The sequence below is a fragment of the Nonomuraea sp. NPDC046570 genome, assembly GCF_040645915.1.
Lineage (GTDB): Bacteria > Actinomycetota > Actinomycetes > Streptosporangiales > Streptosporangiaceae > Nonomuraea.
The window spans coordinates 43943-62702 of sequence record NZ_JBEYZF010000002.1 but is presented as its reverse complement, the minus strand read 5'-3'; the positions used below and the strand labels follow the sequence as shown (position 1 = coordinate 62702).

General features: G+C 71.9%; 19 protein-coding genes. 5 read left to right on the top strand and 14 right to left on the bottom strand.

The window, feature by feature from the left end:
* Positions 1-210 precede the first annotated feature (210 nt).
* Positions 211-1326, top strand: a complete 1116-nt coding sequence (ald, locus tag ABZ911_RS03860; RefSeq protein WP_358051571.1) for an alanine dehydrogenase — start codon at positions 211-213, stop codon at positions 1324-1326.
* Here the strand turns inward: ald and ABZ911_RS03855 are convergent.
* Positions 1323-2009, bottom strand: coding sequence for a DUF3105 domain-containing protein (locus ABZ911_RS03855; RefSeq protein ID WP_358051569.1), 687 nt, complete (start codon positions 2007-2009; stop codon positions 1323-1325). The genes ald and ABZ911_RS03855 overlap by 4 nt on opposite strands.
* A gap of 109 nt (positions 2010-2118) precedes the next feature.
* On the opposite strand from ABZ911_RS03855, the gene ABZ911_RS03850 reads away from it, so the two are divergent.
* Entirely contained in the window at positions 2119-2748 is a 630-nt protein-coding gene (locus ABZ911_RS03850) for a DUF305 domain-containing protein (protein WP_358051568.1), read from the top strand.
* On the top strand, positions 2745-4175 hold the full coding sequence (locus ABZ911_RS03845) for an NAD(P)/FAD-dependent oxidoreductase (protein ID WP_358051566.1): 1431 nt from the start codon (positions 2745-2747) through the stop codon (positions 4173-4175). Before ABZ911_RS03850 ends, ABZ911_RS03845 begins: the two co-directional genes overlap by 4 nt.
* A 91-nt stretch (positions 4176-4266) precedes the next feature.
* Here the strand turns inward: ABZ911_RS03845 and ABZ911_RS03840 are convergent, their stop codons facing one another.
* The 3 genes from ABZ911_RS03840 to ABZ911_RS03830 are packed head-to-tail and all read right to left on the bottom strand — an operon-like array spanning position 4267 to position 8017.
* Positions 4267-5322, bottom strand: a complete 1056-nt coding sequence (locus ABZ911_RS03840; protein WP_358051564.1) for a low specificity L-threonine aldolase — start codon at positions 5320-5322, stop codon at positions 4267-4269.
* On the bottom strand, positions 5319-5948 hold the full coding sequence (locus ABZ911_RS03835; RefSeq protein ID WP_358051562.1) for an SDR family NAD(P)-dependent oxidoreductase: 630 nt from the start codon (positions 5946-5948) through the stop codon (positions 5319-5321). Before ABZ911_RS03835 ends, ABZ911_RS03840 begins: the two co-directional genes overlap by 4 nt.
* A complete protein-coding gene (locus tag ABZ911_RS03830) occupies positions 5945-8017 on the bottom strand; it encodes a DUF6421 family protein (protein ID WP_358051560.1) in 2073 nt (690 codons plus the stop codon). Before ABZ911_RS03830 ends, ABZ911_RS03835 begins: the two co-directional genes overlap by 4 nt.
* Before the next feature lie 220 nt (positions 8018-8237).
* Between ABZ911_RS03830 and ABZ911_RS03825 the strand changes: the two genes are divergently transcribed.
* Positions 8238-8939, top strand: a complete 702-nt coding sequence (locus ABZ911_RS03825) for a hypothetical protein (protein ID WP_358051558.1) — start codon at positions 8238-8240, stop codon at positions 8937-8939.
* Here ABZ911_RS03825 and ABZ911_RS03820 read toward each other — a convergent pair.
* The 8 genes from ABZ911_RS03820 to ABZ911_RS03785 form a co-directional block, all read right to left on the bottom strand.
* Entirely contained in the window at positions 8882-9541 is a 660-nt protein-coding gene (locus ABZ911_RS03820; RefSeq protein WP_358051556.1) for a response regulator transcription factor, read from the bottom strand. The two genes, ABZ911_RS03825 and ABZ911_RS03820, sit on opposite strands and share 58 nt — an antisense overlap.
* 79 nt (positions 9542-9620) lie before the next feature.
* The gene (locus ABZ911_RS03815; RefSeq protein WP_358051554.1) at positions 9621-11132 is read right to left on the bottom strand and encodes a serine/threonine-protein kinase; all 1512 of its coding nucleotides are present in this window, start codon (positions 11130-11132) and stop codon (positions 9621-9623) included.
* Entirely contained in the window at positions 11132-12640 is a 1509-nt protein-coding gene (locus ABZ911_RS03810; protein ID WP_358051552.1) for a zinc ribbon domain-containing protein, read from the bottom strand. The genes ABZ911_RS03815 and ABZ911_RS03810 overlap by 1 nt, the downstream gene beginning before the upstream one ends.
* A gap of 217 nt (positions 12641-12857) precedes the next feature.
* Positions 12858-13502, bottom strand: coding sequence for an adenosylcobinamide amidohydrolase (locus ABZ911_RS03805; protein ID WP_358051550.1), 645 nt, complete (start codon positions 13500-13502; stop codon positions 12858-12860).
* The gene (locus tag ABZ911_RS03800) at positions 13502-14272 is read right to left on the bottom strand and encodes an ABC transporter ATP-binding protein (protein ID WP_358051548.1); all 771 of its coding nucleotides are present in this window, start codon (positions 14270-14272) and stop codon (positions 13502-13504) included. Before ABZ911_RS03800 ends, ABZ911_RS03805 begins: the two co-directional genes overlap by 1 nt.
* On the bottom strand, positions 14269-15234 hold the full coding sequence (locus ABZ911_RS03795; protein WP_358052412.1) for an iron ABC transporter permease: 966 nt from the start codon (positions 15232-15234) through the stop codon (positions 14269-14271). The genes ABZ911_RS03800 and ABZ911_RS03795 overlap by 4 nt, the downstream gene beginning before the upstream one ends.
* A gap of 86 nt (positions 15235-15320) precedes the next feature.
* Positions 15321-16277, bottom strand: coding sequence for an ABC transporter substrate-binding protein (locus ABZ911_RS03790; RefSeq protein ID WP_358051546.1), 957 nt, complete (start codon positions 16275-16277; stop codon positions 15321-15323).
* 197 nt (positions 16278-16474) lie between these two features.
* A complete protein-coding gene (locus ABZ911_RS03785; protein ID WP_358051544.1) occupies positions 16475-17335 on the bottom strand; it encodes a Gfo/Idh/MocA family oxidoreductase in 861 nt (286 codons plus the stop codon).
* Between the two features lie 104 nt (positions 17336-17439).
* Between ABZ911_RS03785 and ABZ911_RS03780 the strand changes: the two genes are divergently transcribed.
* On the top strand, positions 17440-18099 hold the full coding sequence (locus tag ABZ911_RS03780) for a hypothetical protein (RefSeq protein ID WP_358051542.1): 660 nt from the start codon (positions 17440-17442) through the stop codon (positions 18097-18099).
* A gap of 52 nt (positions 18100-18151) precedes the next feature.
* Here the strand turns inward: ABZ911_RS03780 and ABZ911_RS03775 are convergent, their stop codons facing one another.
* The gene (locus ABZ911_RS03775) at positions 18152-18301 is read right to left on the bottom strand and encodes a zinc-binding dehydrogenase (RefSeq protein WP_358051540.1); all 150 of its coding nucleotides are present in this window, start codon (positions 18299-18301) and stop codon (positions 18152-18154) included.
* Positions 18274-18669 carry a hypothetical protein gene (locus ABZ911_RS03770; RefSeq protein WP_358051538.1) on the bottom strand — a complete coding sequence of 132 codons (396 nt, stop codon included), beginning with the start codon at positions 18667-18669 and terminating at the stop codon, positions 18274-18276. Before ABZ911_RS03770 ends, ABZ911_RS03775 begins: the two co-directional genes overlap by 28 nt.
* Positions 18670-18760 lie beyond the last annotated feature (91 nt).

The window sequence follows — 18760 nt, the reverse complement described above, 5'->3', positions numbered from 1 at the left end:
CCCAGGCGGCGGTCCGGGGGGCGGTGTGCGCCCCTGCGACGGCTGCTGTTCCATCGGTGAACCCCATCCTGACGTTACTGGCAGGTGAGCTTATCGAGGACCGGAGGAACCGGCTAATTCACCAAATAGTCCCCATCGCGCGAGGAAGAATGGAGTAATCCTTACATGTTGCCGCTAGTTCTCCCGGACCGGCGAAACGAGAGTGGACCTATGAAGGTCGGAGTTCCTCGCGAGGTCAAGAACCACGAGTACCGTGTGGCCCTCACCCCGGCCGGCGCGTACGAGTTGGTCAGGCACGGCCACCAGGTCTTCGTGGAGCGTACGGCGGGCACCGGCTCGGCCATCCCCGACATCGACTTCGCCTCGGCGGGCGCGGTCATCGTCGACGGCCCCGACGAGGTCTGGTCGGAGGGCGAGCTGATCCTGAAGGTGAAGGAGCCGGTGGCCGAGGAGTACCACCGGATGCGCAAGGGGCAGGTGCTCTTCACCTATCTGCACCTGGCCGCCTCCGCGGCGTGCACCAGGGCCATGCTGGAGTCCGGGATCACCGGCATCGCCTACGAGACCGTGCAGGCGCCGAACGGCACGCTGCCGCTGCTGGCCCCCATGTCCGAGGTGGCGGGGCGGCTGGCGCCCCAGGTCGGCGCCTACCACCTGATGCGGCCCGAGGGCGGCAGGGGCGTGCTGATGGGCGGCGTCTCCGGCGTGCGCGCGGCGCGGGTCGTGGTGATCGGCGCCGGGGTGTCGGGCATGAACGCCGCGGCGATCGCGCTCGGCATGCAGGCCGAGGTGCTGCTGCTGGACCGCAACATCGACAAGCTGCGCCAGGCCGACGTCATCTACCAGGGGCACTGCCAGACCCTCGCGTCCAGCACGCTGGAGATCGAACGGGCGGCGCTGGAGGCCGACCTGGTCATCGGCGCGGTGCTGGTGCCGGGCGCGAAGGCGCCCACCCTGGTCACCAACGACCTGGTCAGCCGGATGAAGCCCGGCTCGGTGCTGGTGGACATCTCCATCGACCAGGGCGGCTGCTTCGAGGACTCCCGGCCGACCACGCACGACGCCCCGACCTACCGGGTGCACGACTCGCTGTTCTACTGCGTGGCCAACATGCCGGGCGCGGTACCGCACACCTCGACGTTCGCGCTGACCAACGTCACGCTGCCGTACGCGCTGGCGATCGCCGAGCACGGCTGGCGGCAGGCGCTCCGGCACGACGGCGTGCTCGCTCTCGGCCTGAACACGCACGAGGGGCGCCTGACCAGCGAGCCGGTCGCCGAAGCGCACGGGCTGGACGCGACGCCCCTCTACGAGGTGCTGCTCTAGGAACTCGGCGTGGCCGTCGGGGTCACGGTGGGATCCGGGTGCGGCGCCTCGGACGGCTGCGGCAGCGGCGCCTGGTCCTTCGTGGTGTCGATGCCCTGGGTGCAGGCCGCGCCGAACTCGGGAGTCTCGGAGGCGTTCTGCTTGTACTTCTTGATGTACGCGGGCAGCTTGGGGTCGTCGGCGTTCTGGAAGCTGAGCTGGTGGTTCCAGGAACTGGCGACGATCGGCGAGGACAGGCCCTCCACCGGGCTGAGCAGCATGTAGTCGGCGGAGGCCAGCGTCTTCAGCCGCTCGAGCTGCGGCGCGGGCAGGCCGGGCCGGTAGGTGATCCAGACGGCCCCGTGCTCCATCGAGTGCACCGCGTGCTCGGGGTGCACGGGCTTGTCGTAGATGCCGCAGTTCTGCCAGTAGGGGTGGTGCTCACCGCCGATCGGCGGGCTCTCCTTGTACGTCACCGTCTTGGTGGTGTGCTGGCTGCCCACATAGGCGGCCTTGGACACCGAGTCGAGAGAGGTCGCCGCCGACTCCTTGACCAGGTAGAAGCCGACAGCGCCAACGATCAGGACGATGACGAGACCGCCCACACCCCACATGAGCAGCGCCATCCGGCGCTCCTTGCTCTTCTGCGAGGCGCGCATCTTCGCGAGGTGCTCGCGTCGCGCCTGCGACTTCTCCTTAGTCATCGACCCTCCATCGGCCTGCCAACTTCCGGTCACCCTATGCCCTATGGGCGTATCAGGAGAATAAGGGCGAGAACCGGTAGCTCATGCCACGCGGCTACCCTGGGAGGCGATGGAAACGCCCGTACGCAGACCCTTTCAGATCGCCGCCGCCCTGCTCCTGGCCGCGGCGGCCGTGCTGTTCTTCGTCATCGGCGGGAACGGTACACCGACCGATGCCTCGCCCGAGGCCGGATTCGCCCGGGACATGGCCAAGCACCACGCCCAGGCGGTCGAGATGTCGTTCGTCGTCCGCGACGCCTCCTCGGCGACGGATGTGCGCAGCCTCGGCTACGACATCATCAACACCCAGGCCACCCAGCGCGGAGTCTTCATGGGCTGGCTTCAGCAGTGGGGGCTCGACCAGGCGAGCAGCCGCCCCGACATGGCCTGGATGGCCGGTCACGGGCACGGCGGCACCGCCGAGAAGCCCGCGCCGATGCCGGGCCTCGCCACGTCGCAGGAAATGGCCGCGCTCAAGGCGGCCGAGGGCAAGGACGCCGAGATCCTCTACCTGCAGCTCATGATCCGCCACCACGAGGGCGGCGTGGACATGGCCAAGGGCCTGCTCAAGCTCTCCGAGCGGGACGAGGTGGCCACCATGGCCACGCACATCGTCAACGGCCAGACCGGCGAGATCGCCCTGATGACCGACATGCTGAAACAGCGCGGCGCGCAGCCGTATCCGTCCATCCTAAAGTGAGCGCCTTCGACGCGGTGGTGGTCGGGTCGGGGCCCAATGGGCTCGTCGGCGCGCTGACCCTCGCCGCGGCCGGGCGCAGGGTGCTGCTGCTGGAGGCGCACGAGCGTTTCGGCGGCGGGCTGCGCAGCGAGGAGGCGACTCTGCCGGGCCGGGTGCACGACGTGTGCGCGACCGTGCTGCCGCTCGCGCTGGCCTCACCGGCCTTCCGCTCGCTCGGCGTGGCCGATCTGGTGCGCTTCACGCATCCGGCGGTACCCGCGGCGCATCCGCTGGACGGGCGGGACGCGGTGCTGGTGCACCGGGACGCGGGCCGTACCGCCGAGGAGTTGGGGCGGGACGCGGGGGCCTGGCGGGCGACGGTCGGGGCGGCGGCGGGCGGCGGGTTTCCGCTGGTCGACCTGCTGCTCAAGCCGCTCGGGCCGTGGGCGCCGCCGGGGCCGCGCGTGCTCGCGGACGCGGCCAGGTTCGGCGCGCTGGCCGCGCTTCCGGCCACGGTCGCGGGGCGGCTGTTCAGGACGGCCGGGGCGCGGGCGGCGCTGGCGGGGATGGCCGCGCACTCGACGCTGGACCTGCGCGCCCCGATCACGGCGGGCTACGGGCTGATGCTTGCGTCGCTGGCGCACCTGGTGGGCTGGCCCGTGGTCGAGGGCGGCTCGCAGGTGCTCGCCGACGCGCTGGTGGCCCGGCTGCGGGCGCTCGGCGGGGAGGCGGTGAGCGGCCACCGGGTACGGCGCCTGCGCGACCTCGACGCGGACATCGTGCTGCTCGACGTCATGCCCGGCCAGTTCGCCGCGATGGCCGAGCTGCCTCCGGGATACCGCCGGGCGCTCGCCCGGCACCGGCACGGGCCCGGGGTGTTCAAGGTCGACTGGGCGCTCGACGGGCCGGTGCCGTGGCGCGATCCCCGGGTGGCGTCGGCGGGGACCGTGCATCTGGGCGGCACCATGGAGGAGATCGCGCTGAGCGAGGCCGAGGTGGCGCGGGGGCGGCACTCCCCCAGGCCGTTCGTGCTGGTCGTGCAGCCCTACGCGGCCGACGCCACCCGGGGCGGGCACACGCTCTACGCCTACTGCCATGTCCCGAACGGTTCGACGCGGGACATGACCGGCGCGATCGAGGCGCAGATCGAGCGGTTCGCGCCGGGGTTCCGGGATCGGGTGCTGGCCAGGCGCGCCGTGGACTCGGCCGGGCTGGCGGCGCACGACGTGAACCTGGTGGGCGGGGACATCAACGGCGGGCTGGGCAGTCTCGGGCAGTTCGTGAGGCGGCCGGTGTGGTCGCGGGCGCCGTGGCGTACCCCGCTGCCCGGGGTGTTCCTGTGCTCGTCGGCGACTCCGCCGGGCGGCGGCGTGCACGGCATGGGCGGCTGGCAGGCGGCCCGCCTGGCCCTCGGCGGGAATGTGGCCGGGCCGCCGTCCGGTCCCTAAGCGGCTCCGGCAGGCCGGGCCCGCTCTCCGAAACGGCGACGCCGCGCCGCGGGCCGAGTGGCCCGGGGCGCGGCGTCGTGGGGTCAAGCCTTCAGCCGCTGTGCGCCATCTCCTCGGCCACCGCCGCCGCGAAGGCGTCGACGTCGGCTTCGGTGGTGTCGAAGGCGCACATCCAGCGCACCTCGCCGGTGGCCTCGTTCCAGGTGTAGAAGCGGAAGCGCTTCTGCAGGCGCTCGGTGACGTCCTTGGGCAGGACGGCGAAGACGGCGTTGGCCTCGACCGCCCTGGGCACCTGAACGCCCGGGATCTCCCTGACCGCCTCGGCCAGCCGCTGCCCCATGGCGTTGGCCTGGCGGGCGTTGCGCAGCCACAGGTCGCCCGAGAGCAGCGCCTCGAACTGCACCGAGACGAACCGCATCTTGGACGAGAGCTGCATGAACGTCTTGCGGATGTAGTCGACGCCGGTCGCCGCCTCGGGGTTGAGGACGACGATCGCCTCGCCGTACAGCAGGCCGATCTTCGTGCCGCCGAAGGAGAGCACGTCGACACCCGCGTCGGTGGTCAGCGCGCGCAGCGGCACGTCCAGCGCGGCGGCGGCGTTGGTAAGCCGTGAGCCGTCGAGGTGGACGAGCAGGCCCAGCTCGTGGGCGTGGTCGCAGATCGCGGTGATCTCCTGGGGGGTGTACACGGTGCCGAGCTCGGTGGTGTTGGAGATCGAGACCACCTTGGGCTGGGCGCGGTGCACGTCGCCGAAGCCCCACGCCTGGCGGTCGATCAGCTCGGGGGTGAGCTTGCCGTCGGGGGTGGGGACGGTCAGCAGCTTGATGCCGCCGGCCACCTCGGGGGCGCCGCCCTCGTCGGTGTGGATGTGCGCGCTCTCCGCGCAGATCACCGCCTCCCAGTGGGCGGTCATCGAGCGCAGCGACACCACGTTGGCGGCGGTGCCGTTGAACACCGGCCACGCCTGGGCGCGCTCGCCGAAGTGCCGCCGGAAGACGTCCTGCAGGGCTTCGGTGTAGACGTCGTCGCCGTAGGAGATCTGGTGGCCGCCGTTGGCCGCGGCGATGGCCGCCAGGATCTCCGGATGCACTCCGGCGTAGTTGTCGCTGGCGAAGCCCTTCAGGGCGGGGTCGTGCAGGGGAATCACTGCGTCAGGTCCAATCGACGGCCGTTGATCTGCTCGGCGGGCTGCTCGTAGAGGCCGGCCACCACCTCTGCCAGGGTATGCACGTCGGTGAACCCGGCGAAACGGGCATCCGGCTTGGCGGCCCGCATCGCGTCGTTCACCAGCGCCTTGACCACCAGGATGGCGGCGGCGCTCTGGGTGTCCTTGAGCGCGTCGGCGAGCGACAGCGTCCAGGCCTCCGAGGCCGCCTTGGCCGCGGCGTAGGCGGCGCCGCCCGCGGTCGGGTGCTCGGCGGCCTTGGCCGACACGATCACGAAGCGGCCGTTCTCGCTCTTGCGCAGCAGCGGCTCGAAGGCCAGCGAGACGTACTGGAGGGTGCGGATGAGCAGGTTGTGCAGGAGGTCCCAGTCCGCCAGGTCGGTCTCGGCGAAGGTCTTGCCGCCGCGCCAGCCGCCGACCAGGTGCACCACGCCGTCAACGCGGCCGTAATCCCGGTCGATGGCGGCGGCGAGGTTCTGTACGGCATCGCGATCGAGGAGGTCGATCTCTTCCTTGTCCACCCCGAGCACGGTGTGCCCGTTCTTGGCGAAATAGTCGCCGATCGCCTGGCCGGTCGGTCCGGCCGCACCCGTGATAAGAATGATCATGCCCGGATCCCCCTAGTCGATTCGACCACTTCCGTGAGCTTACGACGCAGTGCCTCGTAGAACATGCTCAGGGGGAACTCATCGGACAGCACCGCGTCCACCTTGGCCTTCTGCTCCTCCGGCAGCGCCGCGACGCCCTTGCTCCAGGTCGAGGCCGGGTTCGGCTGCACGTAGGCGGTGACCAACTCGTAGGCGGCCAGCCAGTGGGCGAGCTTGGACCGGTCGATGCTGTCCCGGTACAGCTTCTCCACCTCGGCGCGCAGGTCGGCGACCCCGTCAGCGGCTCTGGTCCAGTCGATGGAGAGCCGGTTGTCGGTCCACCTGACGATGTCGTTGCGGTGCAGGTAGGCGAAGAGCAGCTGCCCGCCGAGCCCGTCGTAGTTGCGCACCCGGTCACCGGTGATCGGGAACCGGAACAGCCGGTCGAACAGGATCGCGATCTGCACGTACCGCGCGTGCGGCACCCCTTCCGCCTCCAGCCGCACGGCCTCGCCGAACGCGGTCAGGTCGCAGCGCAGCTCCTCCAGCGCGTACAGCCAGTACGGCATGCGCTGCTTGATCATGAAGGGGTCGAACGGCAGGTCGCCGTGGCTGTGCGTGCGGTCGTGGATCAGGTCCCACATCACGAAGGTGTCCTGGGCCAGTTCCTGCGAGGCCAGCAGCCTGGCGGCGTCCGGCGGCAGGTCGAGCTTGAGCGTGTCGGCCGCGGCCTGCGAGACCCGCCTGAACCTGGCGGCCTCCCGGTCGGCGAAGATGCCGCCCCAGGTGAAGCGCTCGGGCGCCTGCCGTACCGCGACGGTCTCGGGGAAGAGCACGGCGGAGTGGGTGTCGTAGCCGGCGGTGAAGTCCTCGAAGGCGATCGGCACGAACATCGGGTTGTCGTAGCCGCTCGCCTCCAGGCGGGCCAGCCAGTCGGGCCAGATGGTGCGGATCCAGACGGCTTCGATGTTGCGGTTCAGGTTGCCGTTCTGGGTGTACATCGGGAACACCACGAGGTGCTCCAGGCCGTCCTCGCGCTGGGTGTCGGGGTGGAAGAGGTTCAGCGAGTCGAGGAAGTCGGGGACGCCCAGGTCCTGCCCGGCCCACTTGGCCAGGTCGTCGCGGACGGCCTGAAGGTAGGCAGCGTCGTGCGGGAAGTAGGGGGCCAGGGCGGCGACGTGCGCGGAGATCCGGGCGACGAGCTCTTTGGCACGTTCCTTCTCCTGCGGCACCGAGCCGTCCTTGACCTGGAGCGGGCGCAGCTCCTCGACGGTCGCCTTCAGCTCGGCGAACAGCCGCTCCTTGGCTCCGTCGCCTCCGCTGCCGGCCGCGCCGCTCTTCTCGGGCACCCGGGCGGCCCAGGTGACCGCGTTGCCCCAGAGGGCGCGGTGGTCGTAGTCGTCGATGGAGTCGTCGCCGAACAGGTCGGAGTCGGCGAACACGACGACCCGGCCCTTGCCGTACGGCAGGGCGACGGCCAGCGGCGCGCCCGCGGGGTCGGCGGTCGGCGAGGTGCGGAAGAGCACCGTGGCGTCGGCCGTGGGGTCGAGGGTCAGCGCGCCGGCCCGGTAGAAGCAGGCGCGGGAGCCGCCCGCGAGGATGCCGCTGGTGGCGGCGGGGGTGCCGAGGACCCAGGTGGCCACGCCGGCGTGCGAGTCGCGCGCGTCGCGCACGGTGGTGTGCGTCACACCGACGCCGAAGCGGGCCAGCAGGTCGGCCAGGTTGTTGCCGTACTTGTCCTGCTCCTCCTCGGCCAGCACGACCAGGCCGCCGCCTTCGGCGACGTACTCCGCGATGGCGTCGAGCTCGGCTCCGGTGAAGACCGGGCTGCCCTGGCCCGTGGTGCGCTCCCAGCGCTCACCCGACGGGTGCGCGATCACCAGGACGTCCCGCGTGCTCAGCGTCGCGGCGTCCAGAGGGCCATCCAGGTGGGCGCCCACCGTGTGCCCGAGGCCGCGCAGCAGCTCGGCGGCGCGCGCGTAACTGTTGTCGTCGGGATGTGCCGGGTTCATCGACTCGGCGGTCGCACGACTGATGGTCCACGACTCGCTGTGCGCCTCGTCGAACAGCACCTCGGGAAACGCCCTCATGAAATATCTCCTGCCGCAGAGGTCTCTTGACGGAAAATATACACACAAGTCGGGCATGCGCCATATATCCAGCTCGATATCCCGCTCGACGATGATCCCGGGCCGGAGGCGCCGAGTCAGCCCAGCGGGGGAAGGCCGGTCAGCCGGGCGGCTGACGCGGGCGCGGGGAACGCGCCCCTAACGTCCTTGTCGAAGGCTCCCAAAGACCGCGAGGACTCCCATGCTGAGCAATCCCCTCACCTTCCGCCGGATCGCCTCCGGCACGCTGATCATCGTGGCCCCGCTCCTCCAGCTCGCGGCGGTCCTCGTCGACCCGGGCACCTGGGGCGACGACCGGGAGGCCGTCAGCTTCGGCGACAACCCGGCCCTCGCCCAGGCCCAGTCGGCGCTCTACCACTGGAGCTGGCTGCTGATGGCGGTCGCCGCCCTCGGCCTGGCCCACCTGACCCGGCAGCGCGCCGTCCGCCTCGGCCACGTGGCGGGCGCGATGACCGTCGTCGGCTACATCAGCGCCTCCGGCCTGCTGCTGGCCGACCCGGTGGAGTGGTGGCTCGGCAGCCACTACCCGCCCGAGGAGGCCCAGCGCATCCTCGGCGAGATGATGGACCTGCCGGGCGTGATGTACGCCTTCCAGCTTCCGTGGATGTTCTTCAGCATGATCGGGCTGCCGCTGCTGGTGACCGCCGTGTGGCGGGCCGGGTTCGCCGGCTGGTGGGCGCCCGCGGCGGTGGCCGTCGGCTACCTCGGCTCGCTGTTCATTTCGTACGGCCCGCAGATGATCCCCTTCTGGGCCCTCCCCGTGCTCCCGCTCACCTTGATCGGCGTGCGGGTGCTGCGGATGGGCGACGAGGCGTGGGCGGCGCTCTACGCGACCGCGCCCGGCCGTACCACGCCCGACTCGTACGCGAACACGACCGCCTGAGCCCGGTCGCGCAGGTGCAGCTTCATCAGCACGCGGGCCACGTGCGTCTTGACCGTGGCCTCCCCCACGAACAGCTCGCGGGCGATCTCCGCGTTGGTCAGCCCGCGGGCCAGCAGGCGCAGCACCTCCAGCTCGCGCGGCGTCAGCTCGTCGAGCTGCGGCGGCGGCGCCGGGTCGTGGCGCCCGGCGAAGGAGGCGATGACCCGGCTGGTGACCGCCGGGTCGAGCAGCGCGTCGCCGGAGTGCACCACCCTGATCGCCTCGACGAGCTGCTCGGGCGGTGACACCTTGAGCAGGAAGCCGCTGGTGCCGGCGCGCAGCGCGGCGTAGAGGTTCTCGTCGGTGTCGAAGGTGGTGAGCATGACGACCTTCGGCGGATCGGGCTCGTCGAGGATCTGCCTGGCCGCGGCCAGGCCGTCCAGGCGCGGCATGGAGATGTCCATCAGCACCAGGTCGGGACGGGTACGCCTGGTCACGGCCAGTGCCTCGACGCCGTCCCCGGCCTCGCCCACGACCGCCATGCCCGGCTCGCTGTCGACGACCATGCGCAGCCCGACCCTGACCATCGCCTGGTCGTCCGCAATGACGATTCTTATGCCCACAGGCGGAGAGTAGACCGTCGCGGGTGCCTTGCCCATGCCCGGAGTCGCCCGGCCAAGCCGCCCGCAAGTCAACCGCAAGTCAGCTCATCGTCGCCCTGCCCACCAGGCGGCTGAGGGTCTGGCCCTCGCAGCCGTTGCTCGCGCAGAAGTAGAGCATCAGCACGGGCTTGCCCGCCCTGGGCACCACGTAGCCGGTGAAGCTCAGCCGCCCGCCGGTACGGGTGTCGGTGATCGTGCCCTCGAACTTCCGGGCGTCCCTGTCGCCGACCCGGTCGGGCAACGGCTCCTTGGCGATCTCCACCCGGCCCGGCATCATGCCGTCCAGGGCGGCTTTGAGCTGCGCCGCCGTACTGAGGGGGTCGATGGTCTCGGTGAGCTGGACGTACATGCCGGTGGCGGTCTCCGGGTCGCTCTGGATGAGCGGGTTGACCCGCGCCCAGTCGGCGCCGACCCCGGCCACGAACAGCGACTCGAACTCGGGGGCCTTCGGCGAGGCCAGCGCGAACAGGTCGCCGTGGGTGGTCGCGGTCCAGCCCGACGGGTAGTCGAACGCGACGGGCGCGGCGCCGGTGCCGGGATAGCGGGCCCAACCGCCGTCCCCGGTGTTGCCGAGGACCAGCAGCACCACCAGCGTGATCGCCGCGACCGCCGCGACGACGCCCGCCAGCACGAGCGGCAGCTTGGTCCCCCTGGCGGGCTTGGCGGATGTGGCGGGCACGCCGACCTGCGGGCGCGGCTGGGTCTCGGCGGACGGGCCGCTGATCGCGTCGCGCAGGGCGGCGACGAAGACGCCGCAGCTCTCGTAGCGCTGCTCGGGCGACTTGGCCAGCGCCCGCATCATCACCCCGTCGACCTCCAGCGGCAGGTCGGGCCGGAGCGCGGAGACCGGCACCGGCGCCTCGGCCAGGTGCGCCCAGAGCAGCGCGATGTCGTTGTCGCGCTGGAAGGGCAGCCGCCCGGTCAGCGCCTCGTAGACGACGCAGGCCAGGGCGTACTGGTCGCACCTGCCGTCGATGTGCTCCTTGTTGATCTGCTCCGGCGCCATGTACTTCGGGGTGCCGATGAACTGGTCGGTCTGGGTCAGCCCGGAGATCGAGGTGCGGTGCTTGGTGATGCCGAAGTCGGTCAGGTAGACGTGGTCGCCGGCCATCAGGATGTTGGCGGGCTTGACGTCGCGGTGGATGAGGTCGTGGGCGTGCGCGGTGTCCAGCGCCGCCGCCACCTGGGCGAAGATCTGGTTCACCTGGCCCAGGGGCAGCGGCCCTCGGTCGTAGAAGAACCGGCGCAGGTCGAGGCCGTCGACGTAGCGCATGGCGATGAAGAGCACGCCGTCGTCGTCGGAGTTCGCCTCGTAGATCGGGATGATGTTGGGGTGCTCGATGCTGGCGACGGTCCTGGACTCCAGGATGAAACGCTGTCGGAACCGCTCGTCGACGCTCAGGGCCGGGTTGAGGATCTTCAACGCCACCCTGCGGCTCAGTCTCGGATCGAGCGCCAGGTAGACGACGGCCATGCCGCCCTTACCGATGACGTCCTCGATGTAGTACCCGGCGACCTCCTGGCCGATCAGGGATCTCTCGTTCAAGTGCATCACGTCTCGCTGGGGTGGCCGCAGTAGCCACAGAACTTGTGCACGGGCCCCAGTCGCATGCCGCAGGCCGTGCAGTACTTCACCGCGGGCTCCTTGCCGGGGGCGTCAGGGGCGACCAGCACGGGCTGCGGTCCGGTGCCGGGCACCGGCTGCAGCCCCTGCGGGGGCCGCCTGACCACGACGGTCGGGCTGGCCCGGTCGTCGAACGGGGGCGTCGTGGCGACCACGGGCGCCTGCGGGTACGGCGGCCGCGCGGCCTCCTCGGCCGCGGGCTCGGGCGGGGTACGGCGACGCCACAGCAGGAACGCCCCGAGCAGCGCGACGACCAGGATCACGGCCGCCGCCGCGATGAACGGCCACAGCGGTATCCGGGTCCCCGAAGGCGGCGCGACCTTGGCGGTGCCCGCGTCCTCGGACCCCCCGCGCTTGGCCAGCGAGGTCTTGAGATGCTCGGCGGCCACCACGTGCCCCGGGTACAGCTCCAGGACGCGCTGGAAGCCGGCCACGGCCTCGGTGTAGTACTTGCTGTGGAAGCGGGTCAGCGCCGCCTCGAACGCGGCGTCGATCGTCCCCCGGCGCGGGGTGATCTTCGCCTTCTGCAGGGCGGAGCTGATCTCGCGGACGCCGATCATCCTGGCGTCCTTGCCGCCGCCGATGAGCTGGCCGATCACGTGGCCGTCCTTGTCGCCGATCACCGGGCCGCCGAGCAGGCCCTGGTCGATCAGCGCGCCCAGCTTGGGCGGCTCGTCGACCTTCTTCTCCGGGTCGGCGAAGCCGCGTCCCCGGTCGCCGACGCCGCCCTTGCCCAGGTGGCCGATCTCGATCTTGTGCGGGACGTCCGCGGCCGGGCGGCCGAGGAACCCGGCGACGTTGACCGGCGAGCCCTCCTTGTCGGGCACCTTGGCGGCCAGCGGCGCGGTGGGCAGCCCCGCGCTGCCGTCGGCCCTGCCGACCGCCCTGAGGACCGCGGGGGCGTCCGGCCGGCCGGCGTACACCAGTTCGGCCTTGAAGCCCTGCTTGTCGGGCTGGGTGAGGTTGGGGTAGACGGTGATGTCGGTCTTGACGTTGACGATGCAGGTCGCGGTGGACTTCTCCGGCGTGTAGCACAGCTCCAGGTGGTGGTTGAGCTGGTCGTTCTTCAGCTTGTGCCGGGCGAAGTCGGCGGGCAGCCGCACCTTGTGGTGCTCGGCGAAGATCCTGTTGGCGGCGTAGTTGATCATGTTCTGGTCGCTCTTGACGGCGCGGGTCAGCGTGACGATCCCGCCTTCGGGGTTGACCACGAACCCCGTGCCGGCGCCGATCGGCACCTCGTAGCTGCGCTCGACGTGGACCAGCTCGCCGATGTGGTCGAGCAGCGTGATGTCGACCTGCGCCTTGGCCTCGACGCGGACCAGCGCGGGTGTGACCAGATCGGAGATCCCGCTCGGGTGCTCGTGCGCCGAAGCGGGCCTGACGGCCACCAGGGCCAGGGCCGCGACCCCGGCGGCCACGACGATGAGACGCCTCATCACGCCTCCCTACAGAGGATAGGACCAGCGTCCCAACAGCAGCGCGGAAGTCAAGAGATGCCCCCGTAGCCGCTTGTTTCGGAATCTGGCGTGTCGGTGTGGAGTGCACGCTCCGCGGCCGTCCCGCCCCTGGGCACCACGTCGCCCCGGCCCCGCGGCCGTTTGTCCCCCACGCTGGTCCTATCGTCGGAGACGTCCTCGGAGTTACGCGGCGGGGTCAGGTGTGGTGCTGGTACCAGGCGGTGGTGCCCTGCCGTACGGCCGTGTGGACCGCGCGGGCGACGCGTGCGCCCCACTCCGAGCGGGGGCCGCCGAACAGTTCCTCCGCCCCTTCGGCCGGGGCCGCCACGCACACCGCGTCGGACGCGGTGCCGGTGCCGGGGAAGCCCGCCTCCACCAGCGCCTGGGTCTTCGCCTCCGTCACCGTCATCACCGCGTTGACCAGCGCCGCGTCGCTCATCGCCACGGGCACCCGGACGACGATGTTGATCGTGCCGGGCACCGGCAGCCGCATCGGGGCCAGCTCCGGATCGGGGGTGCCCTCGGGGGCGGCGGCCCAGGTGGGGACGCGCAGGCCGACGGTGGCCACCGCCTCGACCCCGCCGTCGGCGGCGCTCGCGTACCGGTCGACGGAGGCGGCGGTCAGCATGCCGACCCCGTCGCCCTCGGGGCCGAGGGAGAGCAGGTGGTCGACCGGGTCCATCCGCGAGTATCCGGCGACGACCTGCGCGTTCAGCACCCAGGAGCGGGTCCCGATGCCGCCGCCGAGCATCGCCGAGGAGATCATCCGCCAGCCGGGACCGAACTCCCACAGCAGCGCCCCCAGCGTGACGCCCTCCTCGACGCGGTACGACAGCTTCACTACGCTCCCCTGACCAGGTGCACGACGGGCCGCCCGCCGGGGCCCGGCTCGATCTTGACATGGGCGCCGAAGTGCGTGCCCACCAGCGTCTCGGTGAGCACCTCGACCGGACGCCCGGAGGCGACGGCCCGGCCCTCGGCGACGAGCAGCAGCGTGTCGGCGTACTGCCCGGCGAGGGTGAGGTCGTGCAGGGTGGTGAGGACGGTCAGGCCGTCGGCGCGCCTGAGCCGGTCGACGAGCTCCAGCACCTGCTGCTGGTGTCCCAGGTCGAGGGCGGTGGTGGGCTCGTCGAGCAGCAGGACGGGCGCCTGCTGGGTGAGCGCGCGGGCGAGCACCACCCGCTGCCGCTCGCCGCCGGACAGGTTGCCGAGCCTGCGCCCGGCGAAGGCGTCCAGGTCGAGCCGGTCCAGGACGGACGCGGTCACATCCCGGTCGTGGCGGCTCTCCCGGCCGAGATAGGGGATGTACGGCGTGCGCCCCAGCAGCGCGTAGTCGAACACGGTCATGTCCGGCGGCAGCGCGGGCGTCTGCGGCGCGTAGGCGACCAGCCTGGCCCGCTCCCGCGGCTTGAGCGCCCCGGCGGAGGACCCGTCGATCAGCACCTCCCCGCGGTGCCCGACCAGCCCCATGACCGCGCGCAGCAGCGTGGACTTGCCCGCCCCGTTGGGCCCGATGACCGCCAGCCAGCCGCCGCGCTCCACCCGCGCGCCGACGCCGGTGAGCACCTCGCGTTCGCCGAGCGTCACCGACAGGTCCCTGGTCTCGATCACATCGACGCCCGTCTGGTCATCCGCAGCACCACGACGAAGAAGGGGGCGCCGACGAAGGCGGTGACGACGCCGATGGGCAGCTCGGCGGGCGCGATGACGACGCGCGCGAGGAGGTCGGCCATGACCAGGAAGGCCGCGCCGCCGAGCAGCGAGAGCGGCAGCACCACGCGGTAGGAGCCGCCGGCGAGGCGGCGCACCACGTGCGGGACGACGATGCCGACGAAGGCGATGAGGCCGCTGACCGCGACCGCGGCGGCGGTGGCCAGGGAGGCGCCGAGCAGCACGACCAGCCTGATCCGCGCCGCGCGTACGCCGAGGCTGGTGGCCTCGTCGTCGCCGACGGACAGCACGTCCAGCATCCGCCCGTGCAGGAGCAGCAGGACGGCGGAGCAGAGCGCGTAGGGGCCGACCATCCAGAGCTGGTCCCACCCGCCGCCCACGTCGCCGAGGATCCAGGAGTAGATGCGCTGCAGCTCCTCGACCTTGAGCTGCTGGACGAACGTCTGGATGGCGGTGAGGAAGGAGGTGACGGCGACCCCGGCGAGCACCAGGGTGGCGGTGCCGCCCGCCCGCCCCGCGGTGTTGCCGAGCGCGTAGGCGAGCAGCACGCCGCCGACGGCCCCGGCGAAGGCCGCCACGGGGACGGACACGGTCTGCACGTCGCCGGGCACGAACACGATCACCATGGTGACCGTGAGCCCGGCGCCGGAGGCGGCGCCGAGCAGGTAGGGATCGGCCAGCGGGTTGCGGAAGACACCCTGGTAGCCCGCCCCGGCGATGGCCAGCAGGCCGCCGACGACGGCGGCGACGAGCACCCGGGGCAGGCGGAGCTGCAGCAGCAGCCCCTGCTCGACGGGCGCCAGGCCGGAGTCGACGTCGACGAAGGGCAGCCAGTCGGCGGCCTCCAGGACGACCTGCCACGGGGAGATGTCGGCGGCGCCGCCGAGCAGCCCGGCGACCATCGCGAGCGCGAGGACCACGAGCCCGCCCACGACCCACAGCGGCCTGGCCCTGGCGGGCCCGGATTCCTTGACGGCGGGCACCGGCACTAGCGGGCGGCGGCCTTCTGCACGGCCTGGCCCACGCTGGTGGCCAGGTCGACGACGCGCGGCCCCCAGCGGGAGGCGACGTCGTCGTCGAGCTCGACCACCTGGCCGTTCTTGATCGCCGACAGGTCCTTCCAGCCGGGCCGCTTGGCCAGCGCGGCGCTGTTCTGCGCGCAGCACTTCACGTCGGCGAGGAAGATCAGGTCGGGGTCGGCCTGGGCGACGAACTCGGCGGACAGCTTGGGGTAGCCGCCGGCCGCGTCCGGCGCCTTGTCGGCGATGTTGACGAGCCCGAACAGTCCGTAGATCTGGCCGATGAAGGTGCTGGACGTGGCCGCGTAGGGCGTGACGTCCAGTTCGTGGTAGTAGGTGAGCTTCTTGTCCTTGGGCGCCTCGGCGGCCAGCTTCTCCAGCGACGCCTTCACGCCTGCGGCGATCTCGTCGGCCTTGGGCTTGTTGCCGGTGGCGGCGCCGAGGTCGGCGATCTCGTCGTAGGCCTCCTCCAGCTTGGTGGCGGCCGGCTCCAGCAGGACGGGCACGTTCAGCTTGCCCAGCTCCGTGACGATCTTGTCGGCGTCGTTGGCCACCACGACGAGGTCGGGCTTCTGGGCGACGATCGCCTCGACGTTCGGCTTGAAGCCCGACAGGTCGGTCTTCGGCGCCTCGGCCGGGTGGTTGGACTGGTCGTCGACGGCGACGACCTGGGGGCCCGCGCCGATCGCGAAGAGCGTCTCGGTGGCGGTGGGCGAGAGCGACACGATGCGCTCGGGCTTCTTGGCGATGGTGACGGGGCCGTTGCCCGCCTCGACCGTGACGGGGAAGCCCGCGGCGGCGGGGGCGGAGCTGGGGACGGGGGCGGGGGCCACGGAGGCGGTGCCGGTGCCGGAGCTCTGACCACAACCGGTCAGGGCGAGCAGGCCGAGCATCGCGCCCGTGAAGGCCGTGCGTACGGGCCTCACGAGGAGTCCTTTCACTGCCGGAACCGAGAGACCCGCGAAATCGCGACGGATCACCCTTTTCCACGAGGGTTGATGACGTCGGCGCAGAGGCAGGCGACCTGGCTTTGACAGTTGCGGGACAGCGCCGGACTCACACCGGACTTCGCTGCGGCACTGCGCGTCGGACAAACGCTATCAAAACGCCGGTCGGCCCACTGTCAAGGGGCTGCCAGCTGATTCTCCGCCTCGGCGATGACGTGCTGCAGGCGCAGGCCGTGGGCGGCGTCGAGCGGGTGACCGCCGCCCTGGCGTACCGTCCTGGCGAACTCCTCCGCCACCACGTCCAGCGGGTCGTGCTCGAAGTGCGGCAGCACCGCGCTGCCCTTCGCGCCGAAGACGGCGAACGTGGCGGGCGGCAGGTCGCCGGTCGCGGCCATGCACAGCGACGCCTCGCTGACCGCGCCGCCCGCGTGCTCCAGCAGCAGGCCGACCCAGCCGAGCGGGTTGCCGTGCGCGCGGACGCCGACCACCTCGCCGAGCGCCGCGTCGAGCAGGTCGACGACGTGCGGCCCCACATCCAGCAGCGCGCCGCGCTCCAGCCGCCACGGCGTCGCGAACGGGCCGCCGCCGAGCAGCGCGCCCGACACGTTCGCCGCGTGCCCGCCGAACGGCTCGATCAGGGCGCACCGGGCCAGGAAGTCACGGGTCTCGGAGGCATAGCGCATCGTCAGCAACATCTGCGACGGCACCCCCGCCTCGGCGATCGCCCCGGCCAGCCGCTTCGCCCCGTCGAGATCGGCGGCCAGCGGCTTCTCCAGCAGCACCGCCTTACCCGCCCTGGCGGCCAGCACTCCGAGCTCGGCCTGCACGGCGGGCGGCACACAGAACGCGACCGCCTCACACGCGTCGAACAGCTCCTCGATCCGCTCGTACACCGGGGCGCCGAGCCGCGCGGCGGCCTCGGGACGCCGCGCCCACACCCCGGCCAGCCGGGTGTACGGCCCCGCGGCCAGCATCGGCGCGTGCGCCATCTCCGCCCACGGCCCCGCCCCGACCAGCCCCACCGCCAAAGGTTCCACGTTCCCGACCCTAGGCCATGCCCTGATCCGCCACCGCACCGGCGGCGCGGGTTGAGTAGGGGCCTACTCATGTGGACGAGGCCGGGGCGGCGGACGCTCCAAGCATGACCAGTCTCGACGCGACTCCCCGCTCGGGAGCCGACACGTTCGTGCGCTACTCGATGATCGCCTGCGCGGTGTTCACCCCGCTCGCCATCGCCGTCACCCTGTTCCTCTCCCCCCACGACGCCACCGCCGAGGGCGCCGCCTACGTCGCCTCCTTCGCCGCGAACCTCGACGCCTACCCGGCGATGGCCTGGATCGGCCTGCTCAGCGCGATCGCCGGAATCCCGGCCACGCTCGCGGTCGGCAGGGTGGCCAGGCGCGGCCGCCCGGTCCTGGGCCTGGTCGGCATGATCCTGGCCTTCTGCATCAGCGTCCCGGTGATGCCCAACAGCGACGACGTGCTGTACGCCGCGCTCAAGAGCGGCCTGGACGTGCCGACCACGGCCAAGCTCTACGACACCCTGTCCAACGGCACGCCGACGGCCGTGCTGGGCTGGATCTTCCTGCTCGGCCTGGCCGGCTTCGTGATCGTCGGCGTGGCAGCACTCCTCGGCAAGACGGCCCCGGTGTGGGCGTCGGTCGCGCTCATCGTGGCGCCCGTCCTGGTGCCCGTCTCCTGGTTCGCCGGGCTCGGCAACGTCCTCGCGGGCGTGGCCTGGCTGGTGATGACCATCGGGATGGGCGGGGTCGCCCTCGGCCTGCTCAACGAGCGCGCCTGACGGCCCCGCGACGCCGTACAGGGCCGGAGGGGTGCCCTGTACGGCTTCGCGCTCAGGGGATCAGCAGGACCTTGCCCGCGGTTCGCCGGTTCTCCAGGGCCTCGTGGGCGTCGGCCGCCCGGCTCAGTGGGAAGGTCTCGTAGGCGGGGGCCAGGGTGCCGGACGCGGCCGCGGTCAGGGACCTGGTCTCGAACTCGCGCATCCCCCCGGCCAGGACTTCAGCGGTGCGAGGGCGTAGGTCGAGGTCACTTCCCTGGCCGCCAGTGCGCCGGGGTCGGGGGTGAAGTCCTGGCGGGAGGCGCTGCCGTACACGATGTGCCGGCCGCCCGTGTCCAGGAGCCCGAAGGCGGCTCGGCCGCGGTCGCCGCCGACCCCGTCGTAGACCACCGTGACGGGGCCGAACCGTTCCTCGACCGGCTTGTCCCAGCCGGGCTGGACGAGCAGCCGCCCGATGCCGCCCGCGGCGGACATCACCAGCACCACGTCACCGGAGGAGATGGGCGCGACCTCCAGGATGCCCATCGTGGTGGTGCCCGTCACGATCATGGTCGCGCGCTCGGCACCGCTCAACGCCGCGCTCGTCAGCGACGCGAGGCCGCCGTGGCCTCCGGGGCCGTGCGGAGCTGATCCGGAACGGCGCCCGCCGGGCCGCCGGGCCCGG

Excerpts from the sequence above, each read along its gene's own strand:
- ald (WP_358051571.1), top strand. The coding sequence starts at position 211 with ATGAAGGTCGGAGTTCCTCGCGAGGTCAAGAACCACGAGTACCGTGTG.
- ABZ911_RS03855 (WP_358051569.1), bottom strand. The coding sequence starts at position 2,009 with ATGACTAAGGAGAAGTCGCAGGCGCGACGCGAGCACCTCGCGAAGATG.
- ABZ911_RS03850 (WP_358051568.1), top strand. The coding sequence starts at position 2,119 with ATGGAAACGCCCGTACGCAGACCCTTTCAGATCGCCGCCGCCCTGCTC.
- ABZ911_RS03835 (WP_358051562.1), bottom strand. The coding sequence starts at position 5,948 with ATGATCATTCTTATCACGGGTGCGGCCGGACCGACCGGCCAGGCGATC.
- ABZ911_RS03830 (WP_358051560.1), bottom strand. The coding sequence starts at position 8,017 with ATGAGGGCGTTTCCCGAGGTGCTGTTCGACGAGGCGCACAGCGAGTCG.
- ABZ911_RS03825 (WP_358051558.1), top strand. The coding sequence starts at position 8,238 with ATGCTGAGCAATCCCCTCACCTTCCGCCGGATCGCCTCCGGCACGCTG.
- ABZ911_RS03815 (WP_358051554.1), bottom strand. The coding sequence starts at position 11,132 with ATGCACTTGAACGAGAGATCCCTGATCGGCCAGGAGGTCGCCGGGTAC.
- ABZ911_RS03810 (WP_358051552.1), bottom strand. The coding sequence starts at position 12,640 with ATGAGGCGTCTCATCGTCGTGGCCGCCGGGGTCGCGGCCCTGGCCCTG.
- ABZ911_RS03795 (WP_358052412.1), bottom strand. The coding sequence starts at position 15,234 with ATGGTCGCCGGGCTGCTCGGCGGCGCCGCCGACATCTCCCCGTGGCAG.
- ABZ911_RS03780 (WP_358051542.1), top strand. The coding sequence starts at position 17,440 with ATGACCAGTCTCGACGCGACTCCCCGCTCGGGAGCCGACACGTTCGTG.
- ABZ911_RS03775 (WP_358051540.1), bottom strand. The coding sequence starts at position 18,301 with ATGCGCGAGTTCGAGACCAGGTCCCTGACCGCGGCCGCGTCCGGCACC.